22 protein-coding genes and 2 tRNA genes are annotated in these 24048 nt (G+C 51.3%); 16 read left to right on the top strand and 8 right to left on the bottom strand.

Features of this window, described 5'->3' with window-relative positions; translation table 11 throughout:
- The first annotated feature begins 75 nt into the window (after positions 1-75).
- The 6 genes from BGK46_RS04475 to BGK46_RS04450 all read left to right on the top strand — a co-directional run bounded on the left by BGK46_RS04475 (position 76) and on the right by BGK46_RS04450 (position 7521).
- Positions 76-1116, top strand: a complete 1041-nt coding sequence (locus BGK46_RS04475; protein WP_069587371.1) for an HlyD family secretion protein — start codon at positions 76-78, stop codon at positions 1114-1116.
- Positions 1117-1118: 2 nt separating this feature from the next.
- Positions 1119-2666 (top strand): DHA2 family efflux MFS transporter permease subunit, encoded by a 1548-nt coding sequence (locus BGK46_RS04470; RefSeq protein ID WP_069587370.1) that lies wholly within the window; start codon positions 1119-1121, stop codon positions 2664-2666.
- A 306-nt stretch (positions 2667-2972) separates the two neighbouring features.
- Positions 2973-4334, top strand: coding sequence for a Na+/H+ antiporter NhaC family protein (locus BGK46_RS04465; RefSeq protein ID WP_069587369.1), 1362 nt, complete (start codon positions 2973-2975; stop codon positions 4332-4334).
- A gap of 308 nt (positions 4335-4642) precedes the next feature.
- On the top strand, positions 4643-6316 hold the full coding sequence (gene ushA / locus BGK46_RS04460; RefSeq protein ID WP_069587368.1) for a bifunctional UDP-sugar hydrolase/5'-nucleotidase UshA: 1674 nt from the start codon (positions 4643-4645) through the stop codon (positions 6314-6316).
- 98 nt (positions 6317-6414) lie between these two features.
- A complete protein-coding gene (ybaK, locus tag BGK46_RS04455; protein ID WP_069587476.1) occupies positions 6415-6888 on the top strand; it encodes a Cys-tRNA(Pro) deacylase in 474 nt (157 codons plus the stop codon).
- An 18-nt stretch (positions 6889-6906) separates the two neighbouring features.
- Positions 6907-7521, top strand: coding sequence for a LysE family translocator (locus BGK46_RS04450; RefSeq protein ID WP_069587367.1), 615 nt, complete (start codon positions 6907-6909; stop codon positions 7519-7521).
- Positions 7522-7622: 101 nt separating this feature from the next.
- Here BGK46_RS04450 and smrA read toward each other — a convergent pair whose 3' ends face one another.
- Positions 7623-8207: a DNA endonuclease SmrA gene (gene smrA / locus BGK46_RS04445; RefSeq protein ID WP_084781267.1), complete on the bottom strand. Its 585-nt coding sequence runs from the start codon at positions 8205-8207 to the stop codon at positions 7623-7625.
- Positions 8208-8354: 147 nt separating this feature from the next.
- Positions 8355-8492 carry a DUF3149 domain-containing protein gene (locus BGK46_RS04440; protein WP_069587366.1) on the bottom strand — a complete coding sequence of 46 codons (138 nt, stop codon included), beginning with the start codon at positions 8490-8492 and terminating at the stop codon, positions 8355-8357.
- A gap of 306 nt (positions 8493-8798) precedes the next feature.
- On the opposite strand from BGK46_RS04440, the gene BGK46_RS04435 reads away from it, so the two are divergent.
- Together BGK46_RS04435 and BGK46_RS04430 are read left to right on the top strand one after the other, a co-directional pair.
- Positions 8799-8875 (top strand) — tRNA-Pro (locus BGK46_RS04435).
- A 52-nt stretch (positions 8876-8927) separates the two neighbouring features.
- Positions 8928-9004, top strand: a tRNA-Pro gene (locus tag BGK46_RS04430).
- 173 nt (positions 9005-9177) lie between these two features.
- On the opposite strand, the gene BGK46_RS04425 is transcribed toward BGK46_RS04430, so the two are convergent.
- Both BGK46_RS04425 and BGK46_RS04420 read right to left on the bottom strand, forming a co-directional pair.
- Positions 9178-9615, bottom strand: a complete 438-nt coding sequence (locus BGK46_RS04425; protein ID WP_069587365.1) for a DUF411 domain-containing protein — start codon at positions 9613-9615, stop codon at positions 9178-9180.
- Between the two features lie 12 nt (positions 9616-9627).
- Complete coding sequence (locus BGK46_RS04420) at positions 9628-12570, bottom strand: cation transporter (RefSeq protein ID WP_254659657.1); 2943 nt, start codon at positions 12568-12570, stop codon at positions 9628-9630.
- A gap of 107 nt (positions 12571-12677) precedes the next feature.
- On the opposite strand from BGK46_RS04420, the gene cueR reads away from it, so the two are divergent.
- Complete coding sequence (gene cueR / locus BGK46_RS04415) at positions 12678-13124, top strand: Cu(I)-responsive transcriptional regulator (protein WP_069587364.1); 447 nt, start codon at positions 12678-12680, stop codon at positions 13122-13124.
- Positions 13125-13145: 21 nt separating this feature from the next.
- On the opposite strand, the gene BGK46_RS04410 is transcribed toward cueR, so the two are convergent.
- From BGK46_RS04410 to tesA, 3 genes are all read right to left on the bottom strand, one after another.
- Positions 13146-14000: a co-chaperone YbbN gene (locus tag BGK46_RS04410; RefSeq protein ID WP_069587363.1), complete on the bottom strand. Its 855-nt coding sequence runs from the start codon at positions 13998-14000 to the stop codon at positions 13146-13148.
- A gap of 392 nt (positions 14001-14392) precedes the next feature.
- Positions 14393-15238 carry an SDR family oxidoreductase gene (locus BGK46_RS04405; RefSeq protein ID WP_069587362.1) on the bottom strand — a complete coding sequence of 282 codons (846 nt, stop codon included), beginning with the start codon at positions 15236-15238 and terminating at the stop codon, positions 14393-14395.
- 11 nt (positions 15239-15249) lie between these two features.
- A complete protein-coding gene (gene tesA, locus BGK46_RS04400; protein ID WP_069587361.1) occupies positions 15250-15864 on the bottom strand; it encodes a multifunctional acyl-CoA thioesterase I/protease I/lysophospholipase L1 in 615 nt (204 codons plus the stop codon).
- On the opposite strand from tesA, the gene BGK46_RS04395 reads away from it, so the two are divergent.
- Together BGK46_RS04395 and BGK46_RS04390 are read left to right on the top strand one after the other, a co-directional pair.
- Positions 15863-16549: an ABC transporter ATP-binding protein gene (locus BGK46_RS04395; RefSeq protein WP_069587360.1), complete on the top strand. Its 687-nt coding sequence runs from the start codon at positions 15863-15865 to the stop codon at positions 16547-16549. The genes tesA and BGK46_RS04395 overlap by 2 nt on opposite strands.
- On the top strand, positions 16539-18980 hold the full coding sequence (locus BGK46_RS04390; protein ID WP_069587359.1) for an ABC transporter permease: 2442 nt from the start codon (positions 16539-16541) through the stop codon (positions 18978-18980). The genes BGK46_RS04395 and BGK46_RS04390 overlap by 11 nt, the downstream gene beginning before the upstream one ends.
- Before the next feature lie 132 nt (positions 18981-19112).
- On the opposite strand, the gene BGK46_RS04385 is transcribed toward BGK46_RS04390, so the two are convergent.
- Positions 19113-20006: a TIGR01777 family oxidoreductase gene (locus tag BGK46_RS04385; protein ID WP_069587358.1), complete on the bottom strand. Its 894-nt coding sequence runs from the start codon at positions 20004-20006 to the stop codon at positions 19113-19115.
- Positions 20007-20241: 235 nt separating this feature from the next.
- On the opposite strand from BGK46_RS04385, the gene BGK46_RS04380 reads away from it, so the two are divergent.
- The 5 genes from BGK46_RS04380 (at position 20242) to BGK46_RS04360 (ending at position 23666) form a co-directional block, all read left to right on the top strand.
- Positions 20242-20967 (top strand): DUF1538 domain-containing protein, encoded by a 726-nt coding sequence (locus BGK46_RS04380; protein WP_069587357.1) that lies wholly within the window; start codon positions 20242-20244, stop codon positions 20965-20967.
- Positions 20964-21746, top strand: coding sequence for a DUF1538 domain-containing protein (locus BGK46_RS04375; protein WP_069587356.1), 783 nt, complete (start codon positions 20964-20966; stop codon positions 21744-21746). The genes BGK46_RS04380 and BGK46_RS04375 overlap by 4 nt, the downstream gene beginning before the upstream one ends.
- Before the next feature lie 9 nt (positions 21747-21755).
- Entirely contained in the window at positions 21756-22106 is a 351-nt protein-coding gene (locus BGK46_RS04370; protein ID WP_069587355.1) for a P-II family nitrogen regulator, read from the top strand.
- Positions 22103-22525 carry a CBS domain-containing protein gene (locus tag BGK46_RS04365; protein WP_025674526.1) on the top strand — a complete coding sequence of 141 codons (423 nt, stop codon included), beginning with the start codon at positions 22103-22105 and terminating at the stop codon, positions 22523-22525. The genes BGK46_RS04370 and BGK46_RS04365 overlap by 4 nt, the downstream gene beginning before the upstream one ends.
- 133 nt (positions 22526-22658) lie before the next feature.
- Positions 22659-23666 (top strand): hypothetical protein, encoded by a 1008-nt coding sequence (locus BGK46_RS04360; RefSeq protein WP_069587354.1) that lies wholly within the window; start codon positions 22659-22661, stop codon positions 23664-23666.
- The last annotated feature ends 382 nt before the right edge of the window (positions 23667-24048 follow it).

Here is a 24048-nt window from a genome sequence, read left to right as displayed (position 1 = left end):
TATTAATTAATACGATTGGTTTACAATTCGAAACACTTTGCTTGGTATTGATTTAATTAACATTAGTGAGACCTCATGACAGCCTCAACCGCTTCGAAACGCGTTAAAGCGCCACTATTGGCGACCTTGATATTCCTCGTGATTGGTGCGCTTGGTGCCGGGTACTGGTGGATAGAGGGGCAGTATCATGTGTCGACCGATAACGCCTACCTAAAAGGGGATATTGTCACCATCAGTCCCAAAGTCTCTGGCTATATCGTTGCCCGATATGTCGACGACAACCAATTTGTAAAAGCCGGAACCTTATTGGCGGAAATTGACGATCGCGATTATCGTGCCGCAGTCTCCCAAGCTAAAGCAGCACTCGCCTCGGCAAGCGCGAATGTCGAGCATCTGCACGCACAGCAAACCTTACAGCACAGCAAGATCCGCCAAGCCGCGAGTCAGATGGCATCCGCGCAAGCTGAGTACGATCGCGCCAAGCAGCAAGTGGCCCGTACCCAGCGTTTAATCGCGCAGCATTATTCGTCTGAAGATGAATTGGATGCCCAACTTGCGCAGCAAAAAGTGCGACTCGCCCAGCTAGAACAAGCTAAAGCCGCGCATCATGCCGCCAGTGACCAATTGGCCGTGTTAGCCAGTGAGCTGAAACAAGCCCAAGCTGCGATTGATGACGCCACTGCTAAGCTGACTCAAGCGCAGCTTAACTTGGATGATACCCGCCTTTATGCGCCCGTTGATGGGGTGATTGGCAAACGGAGCTTACGCGTTGGCATGCTGGTTCAGCCGGGTATGCCGTTAGTCAGCTTGGTGCCTCAAGGGGAGGTGTGGGTTGAAGCGAATTTTAAAGAAACACAGCTCGCGCATATTCAGCCGGGGCAATCGGTGGATATTGAAGTGGACGCCTTTCCCGGACAAGCACTGCATGGCGTGGTCGATAGTTTCTCGCCAGCCACGGGCGCACAGTTTGCGCTGCTGCCCCCTGAAAATGCCACCGGGAACTTTACGAAAATTGTTCAGCGGGTGCCGATTAAAGTCCGGATCCCCGATCAGCCACTTAAAGCCAAGTTATTGCCTGGGCTATCCGTGATTGCAACGGTAGATACACGAGGCTGAAGATGACCGCGACTGCGTTAACCGCCGATGCCTACAGCGATCGGGTACCGCTCAAAAACTGGATCGCCCTCTTGGGTGGGTTGATTGGGGCCTTTATGGCCATTCTCGACATTCAAATCACCAATGCATCGCTAAAAGATATTCAAGGGGCGCTGTCGGCGACCTTGGACGAAAGCTCGTGGATCTCGACCTCCTATCTGGTGGCTGAGATGATTGCGATCCCGCTCAGTGGCTGGTTATCGCGGGCGCTGGGCGTACGGCGCTATCTGACATGGACCACCGCGGTGTTTACGCTGTCATCTTTTTTGTGCTCACTGTCATGGAACATGAGTGCGATGATCGTGTTTCGCGCCATGCAAGGATTTAGTGGCGGCGCGCTGATCCCACTGGCTTTCTCGCTGGTGGTGCAACTGCTACCTGCCAACAAACGGGCGATTGGTATGGCGATGTTCGGTGTCACGGCGACGTTTGCGCCTGCTATTGGACCGACCTTTGGTGGCTGGCTGACGGAAAATCTGTCGTGGCACTATATTTTCTACATTAATATTCCACCAGCAATGCTGGTGATAGCCATGATTCGCTACGGGCTAGAAGATACGCCGTTATCATTGTCATTGCTGAAAAAGGCCGATTGGGTCGGAATTGCCACTATGGCATTAGGGCTTGGCTGCTTAGAAGTGGTGCTTGAAGAGGGCAATCGTGAAGATTGGTTTGGCTCATCATTTATTCTCACGCTCAGTGCGATTTCCGTGGTGAACATCGTCTACTTTGTGATTAACGAACTGCAACACCCCCGTCCACTGGTGAACTTGCGGCTACTGAAAGACAAGCAATTTGCCTTATCCTGCTTTGCCTATTTAATTTTGGGTATGGCCTTACTTGGCTCGATTTACGTGTTGCCGCTGTATCTCACCCAAATCCAACACTACAACGCGATGCAAATTGGCCAAGTGCTGATGTGGATGGGGCTGCCACAGTTGTTACTCTTTCCGCTCGTGCCTAAGTTAATGCGCGTGTTTCGCCCAACTCACATGGTGACATTTGGCTTTGTAATGTTTGGGTTAAGTTGTTACGTCAATACACACATGACCGTCGACTTTGGTGGTCAGCAGCTGGTTTTATCCATGATCCTGCGTGCCATTGGTAGTCCCTTTATTATGGTGCCTTTGTCGATAGTGGCACTGAAGCATATCCAGCGTGATGACACGCCAGATGCCTCCACACTCACCAATGTGATGCGTAATTTGGGCGGTGCGTTTAGCATTGCCATGATAGCGACCTTGCTAGATAACCAAACACGCTTGCACTTGGCGAACATCAAAGCCACCTTGTCCACAGTGAGCGAGCAAGGTTGGCAGCGTTTGCACCAACAAACAGATTGGTTTATCGCCACAGGCAGTGATGCCACCACTGCGTTGCATCAAGCACAAGCCAGCGTGTTGAGTGTGATGCAACGTGACGCCGCGATCATGGCGTACAACGATGCCTTTATTGTGATGACCGGCTTTTTAGCATTGGCAGCCGTAGTGATCCTCTCGCTCGAAGACTAACTCCCGCTCGATAGTCACCACGCAAAATGGGAGCGGTGTACTGCCGCTTCCTTCGCTATCCTTCCTGATAAGTTCAAGTAGCTTGACCGACAAACGGTGTTGTCCGATGCATTCGGCTATTGTCGCTGTCTTTTCGTCTGCCGCCGTGTCATTTGTTCGGGGTTGCCTTGCGGGCAAGATCAGCCTTGGTTGCGAAACACTGTCTAGCAGCGAGTACGAGCCGTTAAGATTTTTAGATGTTTAGACGTCTATTTGTTGACTGGATGGCTAGAGGGCTGTAATCTGGATCACAGTTTTATAAGAGGTATGACAAAAACTGCCATGACAACATCTGCAAACACAACGCCGCAGCCTTCTGCCCTTGCACTGCTGCCCCTATTATTATTCTTAACCCTTTTTATTGGTGCAGGCGTTTACTTTACCTTAGAAGGCGCGGACTACGCCTTCTATCAACTGCCCGCACATGTCGCCATTTTACCGGCGGTGATGGTGGCACTTGCACTCAGCCGTGAGCGGCTGAATACCGCGATTGAACAGCTTATCCGTGGCATGGGCCATGGTGATATTATCGCCATGTGTATGATTTACCTGCTGGCGGGTGCCTTCTCATCAGTGGCTGACGCCACGGGTGGTGTGCAGGCGACGGTCAACCTGGGGCTGACCTTGATCCCAGAAAGCCTGATTCTGCCGGGACTGTTTGTGATTGCGGCCTTTATCTCCACGGCAATGGGTACGTCAATGGGCACCATTGCCGCACTGGCTCCCTTTGCATTGAACATGGCGACCGCGACCGGCCAGTCACCGGCAGTGATGGCGGGGGTGCTGCTCAGCGGTGCGATGTTCGGTGACAACCTGTCGTTTATTTCCGATACCACGATCGCGGCAACACGTTCACAAGGCTGTAGCATGCGCGACAAGTTTAAAGAGAACGTCGGGATAGCCATTCCTGCCGCCATTGCTGCCATTATCTTATTTGTGTTCAACAACCAAAGTGCGCCGGTGGACGCGCCTGAAAGCATTAACTATCTCGCGGTTGTGCCGTACCTTTCTATCATCGTCTTGGCGCTCGCAGGGCTGAATGTGTTTGTGGTGCTGACTGCGGGGATTTTGCTGGCGATGGGCGTCGGGCTAATGAGCACGCCAGATTTTACCTTGATGAGCTTTAGCCAGCATGTCAAAGACGGCTTTGCCAGCATGCAAGAGATCTTCATCTTGTCTTTGATGATTGGCGGTATTGCAGAGCTGATGCGCTGCCAAGGTGGATTAAGCTTTTTAACCAACACGGTCAATAAAGTGATTGCCCGTTTCCAGAAAAACCAAGGCAACCACCACTCACGGGCCAGCGAGTTTGGAATTGCCTTGTTGGTGTCATTCGCCAACGTGTGTACCGCCAACAACACGGTTGCTATCGTAGTGTCAGGGCAAGTGGCGAAGAACATTGCTAGTGAACACGAGGTGCCTGCGAAACGCAGTGCCAGCCTGCTCGATATTTTCTCGTGTGTGGTACAGGGTATGATCCCCTATGGCGCGCAAATCCTGCTGCTGGGTGCTAGCTTTGGCCTCTCGCCACTGGTGATTGTAAGCCATTCGTACTACTGCTTCTTCCTTGCCATTTCTGCACTGGTTGCCATTGCCAGCCGACACTGGTTTAACACCCGTCAGCAGTAATGGCCTGATAATGCACTATTAAAATGGCTCACCTCATAAAGCCTTTGCCTAACGCAAAGGCTTTTTGTTGGCCCTAGCGAAATCGCAAGCAAAGGATGCGCCGATTTCGCTATTGATTAGAGTTTAGGCTCTATAACTTATGACTCGATCACCAAAGTGACGATTTTTGCCCAACTGACGGTGATCATCGCAACAAAATAATGAAATAGACCAGCGGGATAGCATGAATTCTTTTAAACTAGTCGGCGTTTTCTAATCGTCGACAGTCGTCGATGGTGGCTTATCCATCGCTAATAAGGTCTTAGATCATGAAGGAACGTCTTTCTTTGAAGGCAGCGGTCAGTGCTGCGTTAATTGCGTCATTGGCAGGGTGCGCCAATACAGGCTCAGAAACACCAGAACACGGTTGGGCGCCAGATACCACTTATAAGTTAACCATTCTTCATACCAACGATCACCACGGTCGTTTCTGGCACAACCGCTACGGCGAATACGGCATGGCTGCGCGCAAAACGCTGATTGATGAGTTGCGTGCCGAAGCAAAAGCAGAAGGCAGCGAGGTGCTATTGCTCTCAGGCGGTGATATCAACACCGGTGTGCCTGAGTCTGACTTGCTACAAGCGGAACCAGATTTTAAAGGCATGACGCAAATTGGTTACGATGCAATGGCGATCGGTAACCACGAGTTTGATAACCCACTGAGCGTGCTTGAAAAGCAAATGCAATGGGCCGACTTCCCAATGCTGTCAGCCAACATCTATGATAAAGAGACAGGCGAGCGCAAATTCCAAGCTTATCAAATGTTTGAGCGCAACGGCCTTAAAATTGCTGTGATTGGCTTAACCACGGAAGATACCGCCAAAATCGGTAACCCAGAGTATATCGGTTCATTGGAATTCCGTGATCCAAAAGCGGAAGCGAAGAAACTGATCGCAGAGTTGAAAGAAACCGAGCACCCAGACATCATCATTGCTGCTACACACATGGGCCACTATGCCGATGGTAAAAGCGGTGTGAACGCACCGGGTGATGTGGCGCTCGCGCGTTATATTGACGAAGGTGATTTGGATCTGATCATCGGTGGACACTCGCAAGAGCCGGTGTGCATGGAAGGTCCAAACATGTACAACAAAAACTTCCAGCCGGGTGATGCATGTACGCCAGACCAGCAAAACGGTGCGTGGATCATGCAAGCGCACGAGTGGGGCAAATATGTCGGTAAGGCGGAGTTTGAATTCCAAAACGGCGATTTGAACCTCGTTAGCTATGATCTGATCCCTGTGAACCTGAAGAAAAAAATCGAGGTGAACGGTGAGAAGAAACGTGTATTCATCCAAGATGAAATCGCGAAAGATCAAGCGCTGTATGACTTCTTGAAGCCATACCAAGACAAAGGCCAAGAAAAACTCAACGTCAAAATTGCTAAGAGCAATGGCAAGCTTGAAGGTGATCGTGATGTGGTGCGTTTCCAACAAACCAACCTTGGTCGCCTGATCGCCATGTCACACATGGAGCGTGCGAAAGCAGACTTTGCGGTGATGAACTCCGGCGGCGTACGTGATTCGATTCCTGCTGGCGACATCACTTACAAAGACGTATTGAAAGTACAGCCATTTGGCAACATGGTGACGTACACCGATATGAGCGGTAAAGAAGTGCTGGACTACCTGAATGTTGTCGGCACTAAGCCAGTTGATTCTGGTGCGTATGTACAGTTTGCCGGTATCTCGATGGTGGTTGAAAACGGTAAAGTTCACGATGTGAAAATCGGTGGTGAGCCATTAGATATGGACAAAACTTACCGCTTCACCGTGCCAAGCTTTAACGCAGCGGGTGGTGATGGTTATCCAAAACTGACCAACCATCCAGGTAACGTAAACACAGGTTTCGTGGATGCTGAAGTGCTGAAAGACTATCTAGAAGCGCACAGCCCAATTGATGTGAACGACTACGCACCGAAGGGCGAAATTGTTTACAAGTAAATCTGATTAAGATTGCCATGATGACAAAGCGGTACCGATGCGGTGCCGCTTTTTTTATGCAATGATAGTGCGATGTGTTTTAGCTGTAGAGAAGCATGATGACACCAGCGATTAAATTAGCTGAAAAACATGGGATTAAGTTTAACGTTCATCAATATGAACACGACCCTAACAACCAACACTTTGGCGAAGAAGCGGTGCAAGCACTTGGGCAAGATCCTGCGCGGGTATTTAAAACGCTATTGTTTTGCATTAATGGTGACAGTAAACAACTGGCGGTCGCAGTGGTACCGGTGAAAGGCTCGCTCAATCTGAAAGCGGCAGCCAAAGCTGCAGGTGGTAAAAAGGCGGTGATGGCGGAACCGGCGAATGCCCAACGGGTGACAGGCTATTTGGTTGGCGGGATTAGCCCTCTGGGGCAGAAGAAACGCTTGCCAACATTACTTGATGCATCTGCACAACAGTTTGAGACGATCTGTGTTAGCGCCGGTCGTCGTGGATTAGAAATAGAACTATCGCCGGCGGATTTGTTAGCGTTGACCGCGGGCAAATACGCGGCGATCGGCGAATAACCATAAGGATAATCCAGTATGACATTCACCATTTGGGCCTCATTGGCGCTTGTGTGTATGCTCGGCGCGATGTCGCCCGGGCCGAGTTTAGTGGTGATGGCGAAACATAGCCTCGCCAACAGTCGCTTACACGGTATTGTTGCGTCTTGGGCGCACGCGCTTGGCGTCGGTTTGTATGCGCTGATCACCATGTTGGGCTTAGCCGTGATCTTCAAACAATCGCCGTTACTCTTTACCGGGATTGCCTATACAGGGGCGGCTTACTTAGCATGGCTTGGCGTCAAATCTTTGTTGAGCCAAGGTGGCGTGGCGTCCAAACTTGAAGCGGGTAAACCGGCAAGCTTAGGTGAGGCGGCGCGGGATGGTGCGATGATCTCGATGCTTAATCCCAAACTGGCGCTCTTTTTCATTGCCTTATTTAGTCAGTTTGTCGCAATTGGCACCGATTTCTTCAGTCGCAGTGTGATTGTTTTAACACCGCTACTGATTGATGGCTTATGGTATACGCTGATCGCGTTTCTGCTCTCTAGTGCCAGTGTGGTCGATAAGCTACGCCAACATGCCGTTTGGGTGGATAAGCTCTCAGGCGTGGTGTTAATCGCGCTATCGGTTCGGGTAGTGGTGACGCTTTAAACCGCATAACGGCCGAAACATAAATACAAAAAAAGACTGGTGGCTCACCAGTCTTTTTTCTTTGGCGCAAGACAGCGCCGTGTCGTGTTGGGGTACATTCGCTAGGCGCGGCGGCTCAAATGGCGCTCGCGCGTTTCCAATTTTTTCTCTTGGCTTTTTTTCAGCATCACGTAAAGCGCTCCCGAGCCACCTTGATGGCGCAGCGCCGAGTGATAACAAAGGACATCTGAGATTTGCTGTAACCACTGGCATACATAGCTTTTCATCATGGCCGGCGGGTTACTGCGCTCTCCTTTACCGTGCACAATCACCACGGTTCGAATATCCATGCGCTGGCATTGTTTTAAAAAGCGTAAAATTTCATCGCGCGCTTTTTCCAACGACATCTTATGCAGGTCGAGTCTTGCGTGAATGTCATACTTCCCTAAACGCAGTTTACGGAACACGCCTTCTTGCACACCTGCGCGCTTATAGGCCATTACTTCGTCCGGCTTCACCATAGCGGCGTAATCCAACGACAAATACTCAGGGTCGCTGTCGGCCAGCTTTTGCGCCGCTTGCTGTCGTGCCAGCTGTGCTTCAGTGGGCTGGTGAGATGCCGGTTGGGTCTCTACTTTGTCCTGCTCAATGGGGTCAACGTCAGACATCATCTCGCGGAACAAATCAAACTCATTTTTATCACTCATCGCTCTTATGCCATGTGTGGTTTGATACGATTTGGGGACAGTATAAACGAAATTAAAAAAAGAAACCCAGAGCCACATTCTGTGACCAACCATGTGACCCTGGACTAAGCAAGAATGCTTAAAGTTAGGTAGGCAATAAAAAACAGGTTACTGAGGTTTGGACGTCATCACTTTGTAGATGAAGTAACCACCAAAAAAGCTGATTAAGCCAAATGTACAGATGATGACAATCATGGATGACAAACCGACTGCGTTGCCGAAAAGGAGATCAAGCCAAAAGTCCATAGTCTGTACCCTCGTGTCCGTTAATGTAGGGTCAGAATGCCAATAGGCAGTTGGTTGAATACTGATCAGGATCAGGTCAGGGTGGCGAACAAATAATAAACATATGTTAACGGGAATTGGATCACAGTCTCTACGTAACTGACGTTTCTTTCACCGCTTAAGCGTGAACAAGCAAAAATTTATCGGACAGGGCTTGAGGTTTCGGTGGGCTTGAGTATTATAGGCCACCTCAGCGCGGGGATGCACTTGGTCGCATAGCCCTTCGCTTGACAAGATAAGCGTCAATTCGTACAACTTGTCATATGTCGGTGAATAGCGCAGTTTGGTAGCGCATCTGGTTTGGGACCAGAGGGTCGGGGGTTCGAATCCCTCTTCACCGACCACTATTTAAAACTGAGTGATCCAAGGTTACTTGGTTGACGTAAAAAGCATTAACGGTGAATAGCGCAGTTTGGTAGCGCATCTGGTTTGGGACCAGAGGGTCGGGGGTTCGAATCCCTCTTCACCGACCAACAAGAAGCCCCAGACTTTTGGCTGGGGTTTTTTATATCAAGATGGAGCGTCGGAGTTATGCTAGCAGAGGGTCGGGGTCCGGAAGCCCGGTCGCATCGAAGCCCTCTTCACCGACCAACGCAAAACCCCAGCCTTTTGGCTGGGGTTTTTTCATTTTCTGACAGGTGAGAGCTTAAGGCTTAGGATAGTGCTGGAAAGCCTTAGTATGACCTGTTTCGTCAAATGCCATCACTGTGTAGGGCTGGTGGCGATCGCCATATTCCATGCCCGGCGAGCCGATCGGCATGCCGGCGACAGCGAGGCCTTCATAGCCTGTATGGGGGGCAAGGAGCTTTTTCACTTCTTGCGCGGGCACATGGCCCTCAATCACGTAGCCGTTGATGCGTGCAGTGTGACATGATTGCATGTCGGCAGGCACGCCCATCTCTTGTTTGACGGCGGTCATATTGTTGTGCGGTTTAACCTCCAGCTCAAAACCGGCTTGCTCCATGTGCTCAACCCAATCGTCGCAACAGCCACAGCTGGGCGATTTATACACTACACCGCTCGCGGCCATCGCGGAGGCACTCATCAGGCCTACGGTTGCTACCAGTAGTTGCAAACGCTTCATTGTCGCTCCTTGTTACTTCTCATCTGATTTTATTTTGAAAAAACGTAGTCGATTGGCGTTGGTCACCACAGTGATCGAAGACAATGCCATTGCGCCACCGGCAATCACGGGGCTGAGTAACATGCCGGTAAAGGGATAAAGAATACCGGCCGCCACTGGGATCCCCAGCGTGTTATAAACAAAGGCGCCAAACAGGTTTTGCTTCATATTGCGCACGGCGGCTTGAGATAAAGCAATCGCGTTGGCAAGTGCCCCAAGATGTTGGTGCATTAACGTAATTTGCGCACTTTCAATCGCAATATCACTGCCGCCGCCCATCGCAACACCCACATCTGCCTGCGCAAGAGCGGGGGCGTCGTTAATACCATCGCCCACCATTGCCACACGCTTACCTTGCTGTTGCAGCGCTTGAATTTGCTCGGACTTACCATCCGGAAGCACACCTGCAATCACATGATCAATGCCTAATTGGCGACCGATCGCATTGGCTGTATCGGGGTGATCGCCTGATAGCATGATGACTTCGAGCCCTTGTTGTTGCAGTCGCGCGACGGCATCAATCGCATCGTCCCGGATCGGATCGCTGATCCCGATAAGCGCCAGCACTGCCTGCTCATTGGCAAGATAAATGGCGGTCTCACCGCGTTGGGTCATGGCATCAATATCGTGTTGATGGGGGCGGGTATCCATTCCTTGCGCACGCATCCACGCTTGGTTGCCGATGTAGTAACGCTCACCGTCAATTTTGGCTTGGATCCCTTTACCGGATTCACTGTTGAAGTCGCTTGATTCGGGCAATGAGAGTGCTTGAGCTTTGGCATAGTCCACAATCGCGCGTGCCAAGGGGTGCTCGGAATGTTGTTCCATGGAGGCCGCGATAGCCATGAGGCGATCTTGTTCGCCATGAAGGGCATGAATATGCGTTACCTCAGGCTGGCCGCGTGTCAGCGTACCGGTTTTATCAAACACCAGAGTATGCAGCTTGGCGGCCGTTTGTAGTGCGTCCGCATCACGGATTAACACCCCGATTTCAGCCGCGCGTCCCACCGCAGCGGTGACCGATAGCGGTGTCGCCAGCCCAAGCGCACACGGGCAAGCAATAATTAACACCGTGGTCGCTGTCACTAGCATATAACTCACTGAAGGCTCAGGGCCGACAAGATACCAAATAGCAGCAGTAAGTAGCGCGATGCACACGACCACAGGCACAAACACAGAGGAGATACGATCCGCTAACTTGGCTAATTCTGGCTTGCTGCTTTGAGCTTCACGCACTAAATCGATAATCCGTGCCAGCATGGTGTCGCTGCCCACGCCGGTGGCTTTAAAGGTTAAGCCCCCTTGTTGATTTACGGTTCCTGCATGCAAGGTATCTCCGGCTTGCTTATGCACCGGTACCGGTTCACCAGTTAGCATGGATTCATCGATATAGCTACTGCCATCAACCACTTCACCATCCACAGGGACTTTGGCACCCGGTTTCACGCGCAGAGTCATGCCTTTTTCCACATCACTTAATGGGCGCTCGGTTTCTTGGCCATTTTCAATCACTAGGGCAGTGGGCGGTTGCAAATCAAGCAGCTGGTCTAGCGCTTTGGAGGTATTGGCACGTGCGCGCGCTTCAATCGCATGGCCCAAGCTAATCAAACCAATGATCATTGCCGAGGCTTCAAAATACACATGGCGTGCTTGTTCAGGGAATAATGCCGGTGCCACGACGACGGCGGTTGAGTACAGCCACGCCGCCCCCGTGCCGAGCGCAACCAAGGTATCCATGGTGGCGCGTTTGTGCATCAACGCTTGCCACGCATTCGCGAAGAAGTGGCGACCACCGGTTGCAAGTAAGATCAGGGTCAGCACGGCAATCACGCCCCACGCCCACTGATCTTGGGTCGATTGAATGGTCATACTGCCACCCAATATCCCCCATGCCATCAGTGGTGCGCCAAGCCCTAACCCAGCCAGGGTGCTGCGTTTAAAGCTTTTCAGCTCAGAGGCTTGTTGAGCCTGTTGGCGTTCACGGCGGTCATTATCATCTTCTACCTTCTCGGCGCCATAGCCTGCGTTTTCTACTGCTTGAATAATCGCCGCTGCCGTCGCATTGCCTTTGACAATGGCACTGCGTTCAGCAAGGTTCACGCTAACATTGGCCACACCGTCCACACTGCTGATAGCAGTTTCAACACTTTTGACACAGCTTGCGCATGTCATGCCGGATAACACAAATTGCATGCGTGAGTGGCTGGATGAAGGCTCAGTGCGCGTCTGTGCTTTGGCCTGTTGCTCAACCTCGGCGGTTTCGGTTTGCGATTGATGCGGCTCGGTTGATGAGGGCGTTGCTTGGCTGGGGTCGATGAGTGTGGCTTCAAAGCCTAACGATGCGATCGTTTCAATTAGCGTCTCGGCGCTGAGCGTGGTGCGCACGGTCGCCGCGTCTTTGCTGACTTGATAGTCAAAAACGGCATCGCTTTCATCGAGCGCACGCTCCACTTTCGCCACGCAGTGACCACAGCTTAACCCCGACAAAGCCAATTCATGCTGATAACCGACTTGATAGCCAAGGTTCTCAATGGTTTGGATGATGGAGTCCAAGCTCAAGCTGGTATGAATATCTGCATGGGTTTTAGTTACCGAGTGCGAAAACACGGTGGGTAGGGCATCCAATGCCGCTTCGACTTTGGCGACACAGCGTCCACAGTTCAGCCCACTTAACGCCAAGGCATGACGAAAACCGGCTTGATATCCCAGAGCCTCGATCGCGTCGACGGCCTGTTTAAGCGTCGCATCAGGGTTATCTCCGAGCACTTCTAACGAGATAGCTTGTGTATCCGCCTTTTCTATTCGGACGTTATCGACCGTTGCCACTGCTTGGGTCACTTTTTTCACACACCCGTTGCAGCTCAGCCCGTCGAGAGGCAAGGTGTAATAAGTCATGGTGGTATCTATGGTTGTCATTTCCGCTCCTTAATGATCACAACACGGCGCACGTGTTGGGGAAACGTCGCAACATCGAGTAAACTGAACCATAAACCTTATAGCTACTGGAAGGTCAAGGAGCGAGAATGAAAATTCAGCAAGTCGCCGAAAAAACCGGTTTAACCACTAAAACCATTCGTTTTTATGAACAGAAAGGGCTGATCACGCCGCCACACCGCGCCGACAATGGGTATCGTGATTATCGCGCCCAGCACGTGAGTGAGTTGCAAATGATCCGTCGGGCGCGATTGGTGGGGTTTACCTTGGAGGAAAGTGCGGATTTGTTGGCATTATCGCGCGATCCGTCGTTACGCAGTGCGGATGTGAAAGCACGCGCCGAGACTAAATTGGTAGAGATCGATGAAAAAATCGCCGAGCTGGCGGCGATGAAAACCACCCTTCAAGCGCTTACCCAAGCGTGTCCCGGTAATGGTGACGCGCAGTGCCCGATCATCGAAGCCCTGCGCGGAGACAGTGAGCTAGGCAGCATTGGTCTTACCGAAAGTCAGTGCTGCAAAGCGTCGGCGAAATAGCTGCCAAGCATGGGTAAAAAATTAGTACAGTAGCGAGTAAAGTTGACGGCGATAACGTGAGGCAATTTCGTTGCCTTGACCTAATGCGGCCAGAATATCCATCAAGGTTTTCTTCGCCTCTCCATCGGCGTGATTCATATCGCGACGGAGAATGTTCATCAGCAGCTCAAGTGCGTCTTCGCTGCGATTGATTTGGTTGAATTGCACCGCAAGCTCATAGGCGATATCTGCATTATCTGGGTTCTCGGCCAGTGCATCTTGCAAGTTACGGATCTCTGGCGCGTCAGCCGCTTGATTGTGCAATTCAATTTTCGCTATCAGCCCTTTGTAGGTCGCGTCTTGATCTTGCATCAACACCGTATCGAGCACGGCTTGCGCTGCATCAAACTGCTGGGTCTCGACCAGACATTCGGCCAGCGCCAGTTTAAAGTCTCCCTTCTCACCGTGGCTGCTTTCAAGGGGTTTTAAGATCACCAAGGCATCGGTGTAATTGCCTTCCGCCATCAATTGACGCGCTTGGTCAAACGCTTGGTCTTCTGGACTTGGCAGGTGCTTATTCAGCATTTCGCGCACCGTCTCTTCATTTTGCGGACCCGCAAGGCCATCCACCGGTTGACCATCTTTAAACAGCGCCAGCGTTGGCAGTGCGCGGACGCCAAACTGGGCGGCAATCAGCTGCTGCGCTTCACAGTCGATCGTGGCGAGCGTAAAGGTGCCGTGGCTATCGTGAGCCACCTGCTCGACAACCGTTTTCAGCTCAACGCTTTCGGGCATCATGTTGGCCCAAAAATACACCAGCACCGGCGTGCGTGAAGAAGACTCAAGAATTTGCTGAAAATTATGTTCGGTTAATTCAACGATATAGTTTGCGTGCATCATGGATCCCGACGAAGTGTGTTTGCAATAAGGGTGGGGGCAAATGCGTCGAAATTCAAGCAGCTGAGATACGAAAAAGCCACCCAAGGGTGGCCTATTTCGTCGGTCTGCAAGCGAGTCCATCAAAGATGACGAGTGCGGGTTACAACACGAGCACCACGCACAAAGCGACGCTCAAGCAGAGCCAGTTCAATTGATGCAAGGTCATCAGCCGGCTCCTGTTGTTTATTATTGTCGGTGTTATTGGCTTGGCAGCTTGGCTGCCAATGAAGGAAAGCGTGTCAGCAAGTGGCCGCTTCCACTCATGCAAGCTAGATTAATCGCGATCTATGACATTGATGTGACAATTGCGACATGAAACACGTTTTTTTTGCGATCACCTTCCCATTGCATTAACTGCCTTTGAGCAAGACACGATCGAGCCAACGGCTGGGAAGGAGCCGTTTGAGGATCGCCATCCACACTGTCGGTTGAGTGACGCGATAACGCACCTTGGGTCGAGGCGAGAACAGTGCATGCGTCAGTGGTGCAACGAGCGCGTCGGCGGGCAGAGTATATCTGTTGCCGCCTTCGTCTGCAGCAAGACGGTCGATTTGGCTTTGATATGCGTGCTGGTGGCGACTTTTATTAGGGTCGACCCAGTGTTTAAAGGCGCTGAGCGCATTGGCACGAAACGCGGTTTCAATCGGGCCAGGCTCAATCAAGCTTACCTTAATCGGCGTGTCGCTAAGCTCTAAGCGCAGGGTATCGGTCCAGCCTTCGAGGGCAAATTTGCTGGCGTTATACGCGCCGCGGTATTTCAATGCCACTATGCCCAGCACCGAGCTATTTTGCACAATGCGTCCCTCGCCATAATTAAGCAGCATCGGCAACAAGGCTTGGGTTAAATGGTGCCAGCCAAACACATTGGTCTCAAACTGAGCGCGTAAGGCATCGGTGGGCAAATCTTCCAGCGCGCCGGGTTGGCCGTAAGCGCCGTTATTAAACAGTGCAAAGAGTTTGCCGCCTGTCATTTGCTCGATGGTGTCGACCGCTTGGTTGATGCTAGTCGTGTCTGACACATCCAACTGAATACAGGTTAAGCCTTCTTGCTGTAAACGGCTGACATCGTCAGGCTTTCGGCAACTAGCGATCACCGTGTGCCCTTGCTCATGCAAAGCTTTGGCGCAGGCATAGCCGATGCCGGTGGAGCAGCCGGTGATTAAAATGGCGTTGTTTAATGGCGAAGCCGTTTCCATGACATCCTCACTCATGATTTTGGCGCATCAGACAAATACGGCGCGAGTTTTTCTGCCATAAAATCGGCAATCCAAGGTTGTGCTTCCGGCATCGGGTGAATGCCATCATCACGCATCCATTCAGGCTTTTGGATCACAGTCTCCATAAAAAAGGGCAGCAAGGGGGTTTGTGTTTGCTCTGCCAGTGTAGGATAAATATCAGCAAATCCTTGTGCATAGCGCTGGCCATAATTTGGCGGAATTTGGATTTGTACCAATAAAGGCGTGGCATCGGCCGCGCGAGTTTGGGTGATCAATTGCTCAAGGTTGTCTCGTATACGATTAAATGGCCAACCGCGTAGGCCATCGTTGCCGCCGAGTTCAATCAGCACCCATTCGGGCTGGTGGCGTTCTAATAATTGCGGCAGACGCTGCAGGCCATTGGCGGTGGTGTCGCCGGAAATGCTGGCGTTGATCACCTCAACCTCGACATCATGGTCGTTGAGCGCGCGCGGCAGCTTAGCAGGCCAGGCTTGTTCAGCCGCCATTTGGTAGCCAGCGCTTAAGCTGTCACCAAGGACAAGGAGCGTTTGTGCACTGGCACTGCTCACCCACAAAAAACACAACAAAGTAAGGATGCGTAACATGGCCTCTCCTGTTATTCGAGCCGAAAAAATTGCAAAACATGTCGTGACACGCGAACAGCCGCTTACCATTCTGCAGGATGTCTCGCTACAAATCGAGGCAGGCGAGTCGATTGCATTGATGGGCGTGTCCGGCGCAGGAAAATCCACCTTAATGACCTTGCTTGCAGGACTAGATACGCCCAGTGAAGGCGAGGTCGATCTGCTCGGCCACAAGCTTTCCTCTTTGGATGAAGATGCGCGTGCGGCGCTTCGTGCCGAATCGGTGGGGTTTGTGTTCCAAAGTTTTTTACTGGTGCCGTCACTGAACGCGCTTGAGAACGTGATGCTGCCGCTGACCATTCGTGGTGAGGAAGAAGACGAAACCCGCGCCAAGCAACTGCTGGCCTCGGTGGGCTTGCAAGGGCGCGAAAGCCATTTGCCGTCGCAACTCTCTGGCGGGGAGCAGCAACGAGTGGCCTTGGCACGTGCATTTATTATTCGCCCGCAAGTGCTGTTTGCCGATGAACCGACCGGCAACCTCGACCAAAAAACCGCGGCGACCATCATCGATTTATTGTTTGAGCTGAACGAAAAGCATGGCACCACCTTGGTGTTGGTTACTCACGATCCGGCGCTGGCCAAGCGTTGTCAGCGTACCTTGATGATGGACAGCGGCAAGCTACAGGAGCGAGTGAATGGCGAGTAACAACGGACTACTCAATCGCTGGGCGTGGCGCGAACTGTTACACGGGCAAATTTGGCCCGTGGCGGTGGCGTTGGCACTGATTATCACCTGTGTGTTTGCGCTATCAGCATTGGCCGATCGCATTGAAAACGTGCTCACCCAGCAAGGGCGTAACCTGATTGCCGCCGATACCGTGCTGCGTACTCGTCAGCCACTTAACACCGAGCAAATTGAGGCGTTTAAACAAGCTGGCGCCACAGTATCTGCCCAAACCCGCTTTGGCACCATGGCATTCAGCGAGCAAAAGATGCAGCTTGTGAGCGTGAAAGCGGTGGATAGCCTTTATCCGCTACGCGGTGACTTGGTGCTGGAGCAAAACGGTCAAGCCATTGGCGGTGACAGACGCATTCAACCCGGTGAGCTATGGCTGTCTGAGCGGGTGTTTAGCTTGCTGGATGTGAAAGCGGGCGACACCGTATCGATTGGTAACCTCGATTTAACGGTGAGCGGTACCTTGGCCGCAGAGCCGGAACTTTCGTTTAACCCCTTTAGCCAAATGCCTGCGGTGATGATGCATCGAGCCGATGTGCCTGCCGCTGGTGTGGTGCGCGAAGGCAGTCGGGTGCGTTATCGCTACTTTTTAACCGGTGACGAGCCCAGCCTAAGCGCGGCTAAAGCCAGCTATACGCTGCAAGATGGTGAGCGCTGGGTGGATGAAAACACCTCCGATCGCACTGGGGATATGCTGGATCGTAGCCGTCAGTACTTGTCATTAACCGTGGTACTGGTGATTGTGATGGCCGCGGCGACGTTAACCTTAACTTGTCAGCACTACGCCAAAAGCCGCGCGGATTTGGTGGCGATGCTAAAAAGCCTCGGCGCCAGCCAACAATGGGTGCGACGCTGGTTGGCTCGGCAGTTAACCTTATTGTTTGTCCTTGCCACCGCCGTAGGCTTGGCCGCCGGTTACACACTTGAAGTGTTATTGCGCTTGCCGCTGACCGATGTGCTGCCTTCACCGCTGCCAAGCTATGGCTGGGTGCCTTGGGTGCTTGCGCCCGGTGTTGCGCTTTTGGTGGCGTTGCCTGCCTTGGGCGTGCCGCTGCTTAAATTGCTGGATGCGCCTGCGTTGGCTGCCGTGCAATCTCAGGCTGCCCGTGGGCGTCAACGTCGCGGCACTGCGGCGATCTTAATCGCGATACCAGTGGGAGCACTTGCACTGTGGGCGTTTGATAACACCTTGCTATGGACGGTGCTGGGGGCGATGGCAGTGATGATCGTCTTGCTGGCGCTGGCAGGGTTAGGCTTGCTCCGGTTGGTGAAATCACGGGTGCGTGCCCCTTCGGTGAAATTAGCCCTTAGCCGAATTACCCGCAACAAACTGGCTAGCAGCGTGCAATTAGGGGCGCTGGCGATCTCCTTTATGCTGTTGGCTATCATCTGGCTGCTGCGTACCGATTTGCTCGCTGATTGGGGACGGATGCTGCCGCCCGATGCGCCCAATGTGTTTGCGCTGAATATTGCTCCGAGCGAGCAGCAAGGCTATGTGGGTAAACTCGATGACGCCAGCTTGATGCGATCTGATGCCTATCCCATAGTGCGTGGCCGGCTGGTGGGCAAAAACGGTGAGCGTTACCAGATCCCAACCGATGAAGTTGAGCGCGATGAAGTGGATGAAGCACTACGTCGCGAGCTTAATTTCACTTGGCGAGACAGTTTGCCGTCGCACAATGAGGTGATTGCCGGAGACTGGCCAACCGAGAATGGCGTGTCGGTGGAGGCAGACATAGCCGAGCGCTTGGGGATTGAGATTGGCGACAACCTGATCTTTAGCGTCACCGGCCAAGACTTTACTGCCACGGTGAACTCGATTCGTGAAGTCGAGTGGCGCAATATGCGGCCTAACTTCTACTTTATTTTCGACCGCGAGACGCTTGCCGATAAACCGGCTAACTGGCTGGTGAGCTTCAGGCTTGATGAATCGCAAACGCCTTTGCTCAATCGCTTGGCACGGGAGTACCCGACCGTTACGCTGCTTGATTTACGCACCATGAGCAGCCGCATTCAATCGATTTTGCGTCAAATTGGCTTGTCGCTTTCGGTGTTAGCGGGGCTGGCGGTGATCAGCGGCTTGTTATTGCTGCTCACCTTGCTGCGTATCAGCCTGAGCGAACGCCAGCAGGAGATAAACCTCTATCGCACCTTGGGTGCGAGCCGCACCCGTATTCAGCGCACCTTATGGAGCGAATATGGCGTGATGGCCTTTGTATCGGGCCTGATGGCGGTGCTGGGCGCAGAAGCGGCGATGGTTGGTTTGCTGAAATGGGGCTTTGAAATGGAGGTACGCTTGCACCCTGAGCTTTGGGCGGTGTTGCCGGTGTTGGCGGTGGCGCTGGTGTTTGTCACGGTCGCCTCAATGCTGCGCAAACTGATTGATCCACAGCGGCGTTAATACGGGGCGGCGGATAAGCTTCGCCTTTCATATGCAAAAAGCGGGTATCAATTTTTTTGATACCCGCTTTGTTGTGGAGAACGCCCGAAAAATCTAACCAGCAACATGCTTAGGCGAAAAGCGAATGGGCGCTTAAAACAGTGACGCCATCGCTTCTTCTACTTTGGGGTGTTGGAACTTAAACCCTGAATCTTCAAGGGCATGGGGCAGGGCGCGCTGGCTATCGAGCAGCAAGTGCGAGGCTTCCCCCATCATGGCCTTAATCGCCACGGTAGGCACAAAGAAAAGGTGCGGGCGTTTTAAGGCACTGGCTAGCGCCTGACTAAAGCGTTTATTGGTGACCGGCTCTGGCGCGGTGCAGTTAAACGGCCCTTGCAGTGCAGGCGAGTCGAGCAAATGTATGATCGCTGCGACCATATCATCAATATGGATCCACGGCATGTATTGCTGGCCTTTACCAATCGGGCCACCAAGGCCAAGTTGGTAGGGCAACATCATCCGTTTTAGGGCGCCGCCTTCAGCGCTTAACACCACACCGGTACGCAGCAGGCAGACCCGCGTGTGTTGTGAAGCGCCTTTTAAGGCAATTTTTTCCCACTGATGACACACGTGCTGAGCAAAATCATCGGCATGAACCACCAAGGTTTCATCGAATGGATGATCTTGCTGATCGCCGTAGTACCCCACTGCCGAGCCGCTAATAAAGGTATGAGGTGGCGTGCTGCTGGCATGAATTTTCTCGACCAGCTTTTCTGTTAGCCCCCAACGGCTGGTACAAATGATCCCTTTTTGCTGCTCGCTCCAACGCTTATCGGCAATTGGCTCACCGGCAAGGTTAATCACAGCATCAAAATCATTCAGGTGGGGAAGGTCGTCAAGACGCTCTATCGCGGCGACCGAGTCCCCGAATACCTTTGTCACCTTTTCTTTGTCGCGCGAGAGCACGGTGAGTTGATGTTGAGGCTGCAGCTTGGCGACCAAGGCTTTGCCAATCAGGCCCGTGCCACCTGTGATTAAAATATTCATGCCTAGAGTCCTAAAAGGGTGACGAAATTTCTGCTGTTAACGCTAAGGGGCTTTTCCACTAAGCGCAAGTGGTTGCTTTGTATCCTGTTACGTGTGGCAGCGAAAATTGGTTTGATCGCGCAGTTTTCTGCTTTGTCACTCGCACCGCACATTGGGAGTGCTAACATAAATAGGCATATAAACACTATGCCTTTTCAAGGTCGATGTTCGTTACGCAGGGAGTCATGTCACCCACATGCAGGCGTTGTTCAAATCACTACTTGGCAGTTTTCGCGATCTCTTACCCATCATTTTAGTGATTGGTTTCTTTCAAGTGGTTGTCCTTAACCAGCCATTGCCCAATTGGTTATCCATCACCATTGGGCTAGTGCTCGTGGTGGTTGGGCTGACCTTATTTGTGTACGGCTTAGACATGGGGCTGTTCCCGATTGGCGAATCGATGGCGCATTCGCTGGCCCACAAAGGCAGTTTAGGGTGGTTAATTGCGTTTGCCTTCCTACTTGGCTTTGGCACCACGATTGCGGAACCTGCACTCACCGCGGTGGCGGCGGAAGCAGCAGATGTCGCCGCTAACGGTGGGATGATAAACACCACAGAGGCAGCCAAAGACAGCTATGCCAACGGCCTGCGGCTAACCGTGGCGCTTTCTGTCGGCTTTGCGATTGTGCTTGGCGTAGTGCGGATTATGAAAGGTTGGCCGATCCACCGCTTAATTATCGGCGGCTACTTGCTAGTGGTGGTGATGACTATGGTGGCACCGCCCAGCATTATCGGTATTGCCTATGACTCGGGTGGGGTAACCACCTCCACGATTACAGTGCCATTGGTGACCGCGCTCGGCGTGGGGTTGGCAACCGTGATCAAAGGGCGTAACCCGATGGTGGATGGCTTTGGTTTGATTGCATTCGCCTCGCTATCACCGATGATCTTCGTGATGGCCTACGGCATGGTGGTGGCATGAACAATCCACTCACCCTGTTTCTCGACACCTTTTTCTCCACCGTGCGCGATGTGATCCCCATTATTGCGATCCTTGTTGGTTTTCAGCTATTTGTACTACGCAAAGCGCTCAATAACCCCAAACGGATCATTCTCGGTTTTTTCTATGTCATCTTGGGCTTGAGCCTGTTTTTAATGGGGCTGGAGTTGGCGCTATTCCCGCTGGGATCGTCGATGGCCGAGCAGCTGACCGCTCCCGATTTTGTCGGCGCGGCACTCAAAGCGGGCGGCGAGATTAATTGGCAAGCCTATTACTGGGTGTATCTGTTTGCCGCAGCGATTGGCTTTAGCACCACGGTGGCCGAGCCCTCATTGATCGCAGTGGCGATTAAAGCCGCCAAAGTCTCGGGCGGGGCGATCCGAGTGAACGGGTTGCGCGCCTCGGTGGCGCTTGGCGTGGCAATGGGGATTGCCTTGGGGTGCTATCGCATTGTGGTGGGCGACCCGCTCCATTACTACATCATCACCGGCTATGTGGTGGTGGTGATCCAAACCTATTTTGCCCCGCCGTTTATCGTGCCCTTGGCCTATGATTCTGGAGGGGTGACCACCTCAACCGTCACCGTGCCCTTGGTGACGGCGCTGGGGTTAGGGCTAGCCTCTACCGTACCGGGAAGAAACCCGATGCTTGATGGTTTTGGCTTAATTGCGTTTGCCAGTTTGTTTCCGATGATCACCGTGATGGGCTATGCCCAAATCACAGCCTATTTACAAAAAAAGCACGCACAGCGTTCATCGTAAGGAGAGCCTATGCGGTTCAAATTAATCATGGCGTTTATTGAAGATGCCAAAACCGATGCGGTGCTCGATGCCGCCAGACAAGCCGGCGCCACCGGCGCAACCATCATTAACAACGCGCGTGGCGAAGGTTTGGTGAAAAAGAAAACCTTTTTAGGGCTGACGCTGGATGTGCAGCGAGACGTGGCCATCTTCCTGGTGGAAGAGCACTTATCACGCGCCATACTCGAAACCATTAATGACGTGGGCGAGTTTGATGCCACCTCCGGCAGTGGCATTGCGGTGCAAATTGATGTGGAAGATGCCGTGGGCGTGGCCCACCAAATGCGAGAATTAACTGAAGTGGTGAAGGACGAGTTATGAAACAACATAAAACGGTAAGAGATGTGATGCATGCCCATGCCGTGTGTATTGATGGGCTCACCACGGTCGAAGAAGCGATCCGCATTGCACGCGAACAAGAAGTGAAAGCGATTATCGTCAATAAACGCGATGAGCATGACGAGTTCGGCATTGTGTTAATGAACGACATTGCCAAAAAAGTGCTCGCCAAAAACCGCGCCCCATCACGGGTGAATGTTTATGAAATTATGACCAAACCCGCGCTTAGCGTCTCTCCCAATATGAATGTGAAATACTGCGCTCGTTTATTCGAACGCTTCGGCATCAGCCGCGCCCCCGTGATCGAAAACGGCCAAGTCCTCGGCATGGTCAGCTATAACCTGATCGTGATCTACGGCATGCTCGCCGAAGAAGTGGAGAGCCAGCATAGGAAGGACTGAGTAAAAGCGCCGAATAGCGCTTTTTTTATTATCCATATAGCCCTATTGCATTGATCTTAAATATATTATTTGTCAAGTTAACTAATGTTCTCGTGTTCCTATATTAAAATCACGTTTCCGAGCTATCAAAGAGATGAAAATACTACTTTTTTTTACATTAGCTATTATTTTTCCAATTGTGCTTATTTTTTTTGTTGGGCTTCTAGGTGTCATTGATGATCTGGCATGGCAAAAATCGATAACATTGTTTGCTGCAAGTAGCTCGGCTTTAGCTGCAATTTCAACATCAGCAACATTGATTTTTATTGTTTTACAAGGAAAAAAGCAAAATGAGTTGTGGGAGTTTCAAAAACATCAAACTCACAAAGAAGAGTTCTTTAGCCTGTTAAATAGCGTAGAAAATGAGACCTCATTCTCTTTTTACAATAAGACGGCAATGTACAAACGTTTTTTTCCTAGTAGCAAATTAGAGAGTTTCAGCAATAAGGTTAATGAAAGTCTGATATCAGAGATTAGGTTGCTTGTTAAAGACGCAGAAGAGAGTGTTAATGAGGGAGGTGTCGGAAAGTTCGGTGTTAATATTACTCTTATTCAGGCTTTTTTAAATATTAATCCGAGTCATAATCTTAGCGTAGGAGATGTGATTCATATAGAGAGTAATAGAGTTATTTTTAATATGTATGAGCCAGACGATAAAATAAAACAGTTGGAAGACTGTTTAAGTAGAATCCTGGATTTCTGTGGTGTCGATAGTAAGTTGTCTTTGCACCAAGCTGTAAATGATAAGCATGCTTTATTTTTTGACTCCTTAATGATCGAAATTCAAAGTCATAGCACTGGCCTTTTTGTTGTCCATCCTGTTAAAAAAGGTGCAGATCAGTGCTTTCATATGATTAATAAAGCGATTCTTGATGTAAAGAAAGGAAAGGTAACCTTTTGGTATTTGGTTGATAAATTTAAATATCCGAGTAAAAGGTTTATTTATAGTGCTTTAGAGGATACAAATAAATCTTATCACTTGATGAGGAATATTCTTCATGGTTTGTTATTAAGCGAAAATGATCCTGATAAAAAAGAGGCTTTGAGAAACGAATTTGAGCCAATGGTGAAATATCTAGAAAAATTAATGAAATTTGACTGAGCGTTATTTATCTAATGCGCTGGCTGGAGGGGGAGGTGTTAATTAAAAATTATTTTAAACCTAATTTGTCGGTGATAAATGCGGGATCGGCCGTTTGCACCGCTTCTTGGTTGTCCAAGAACGCTGCTGGGTCAAAAGTGAGAAGCTTTGCGTTTGGAGCGTTTAGCATAGGTCTGACTCTCCTTGGCACCAGATTACCGCTTGAGTGTAGCTTATCCGTGATTTGTTTTGAGTGCGCCTAATACCAAAAAGCCCGCACTTTTCAGCGCGGGCTTGAGCATTTCAGTAGGCGTTGTTTCCTAAATCATTGAACTTATCACTCTAGCGGCGATCAGATCATCAACGCCTCAAAACCGGTCTCAGATCTGCCACATAAAACAAC

This window comes from Salinivibrio sp. SS2 (assembly GCF_001722075.1).
Taxonomy (GTDB): domain Bacteria; phylum Pseudomonadota; class Gammaproteobacteria; order Enterobacterales; family Vibrionaceae; genus Salinivibrio; species Salinivibrio proteolyticus.
Note: the sequence above shows the minus strand (reverse complement) of the source record. Positions and strands in the feature narration are given on the sequence as shown.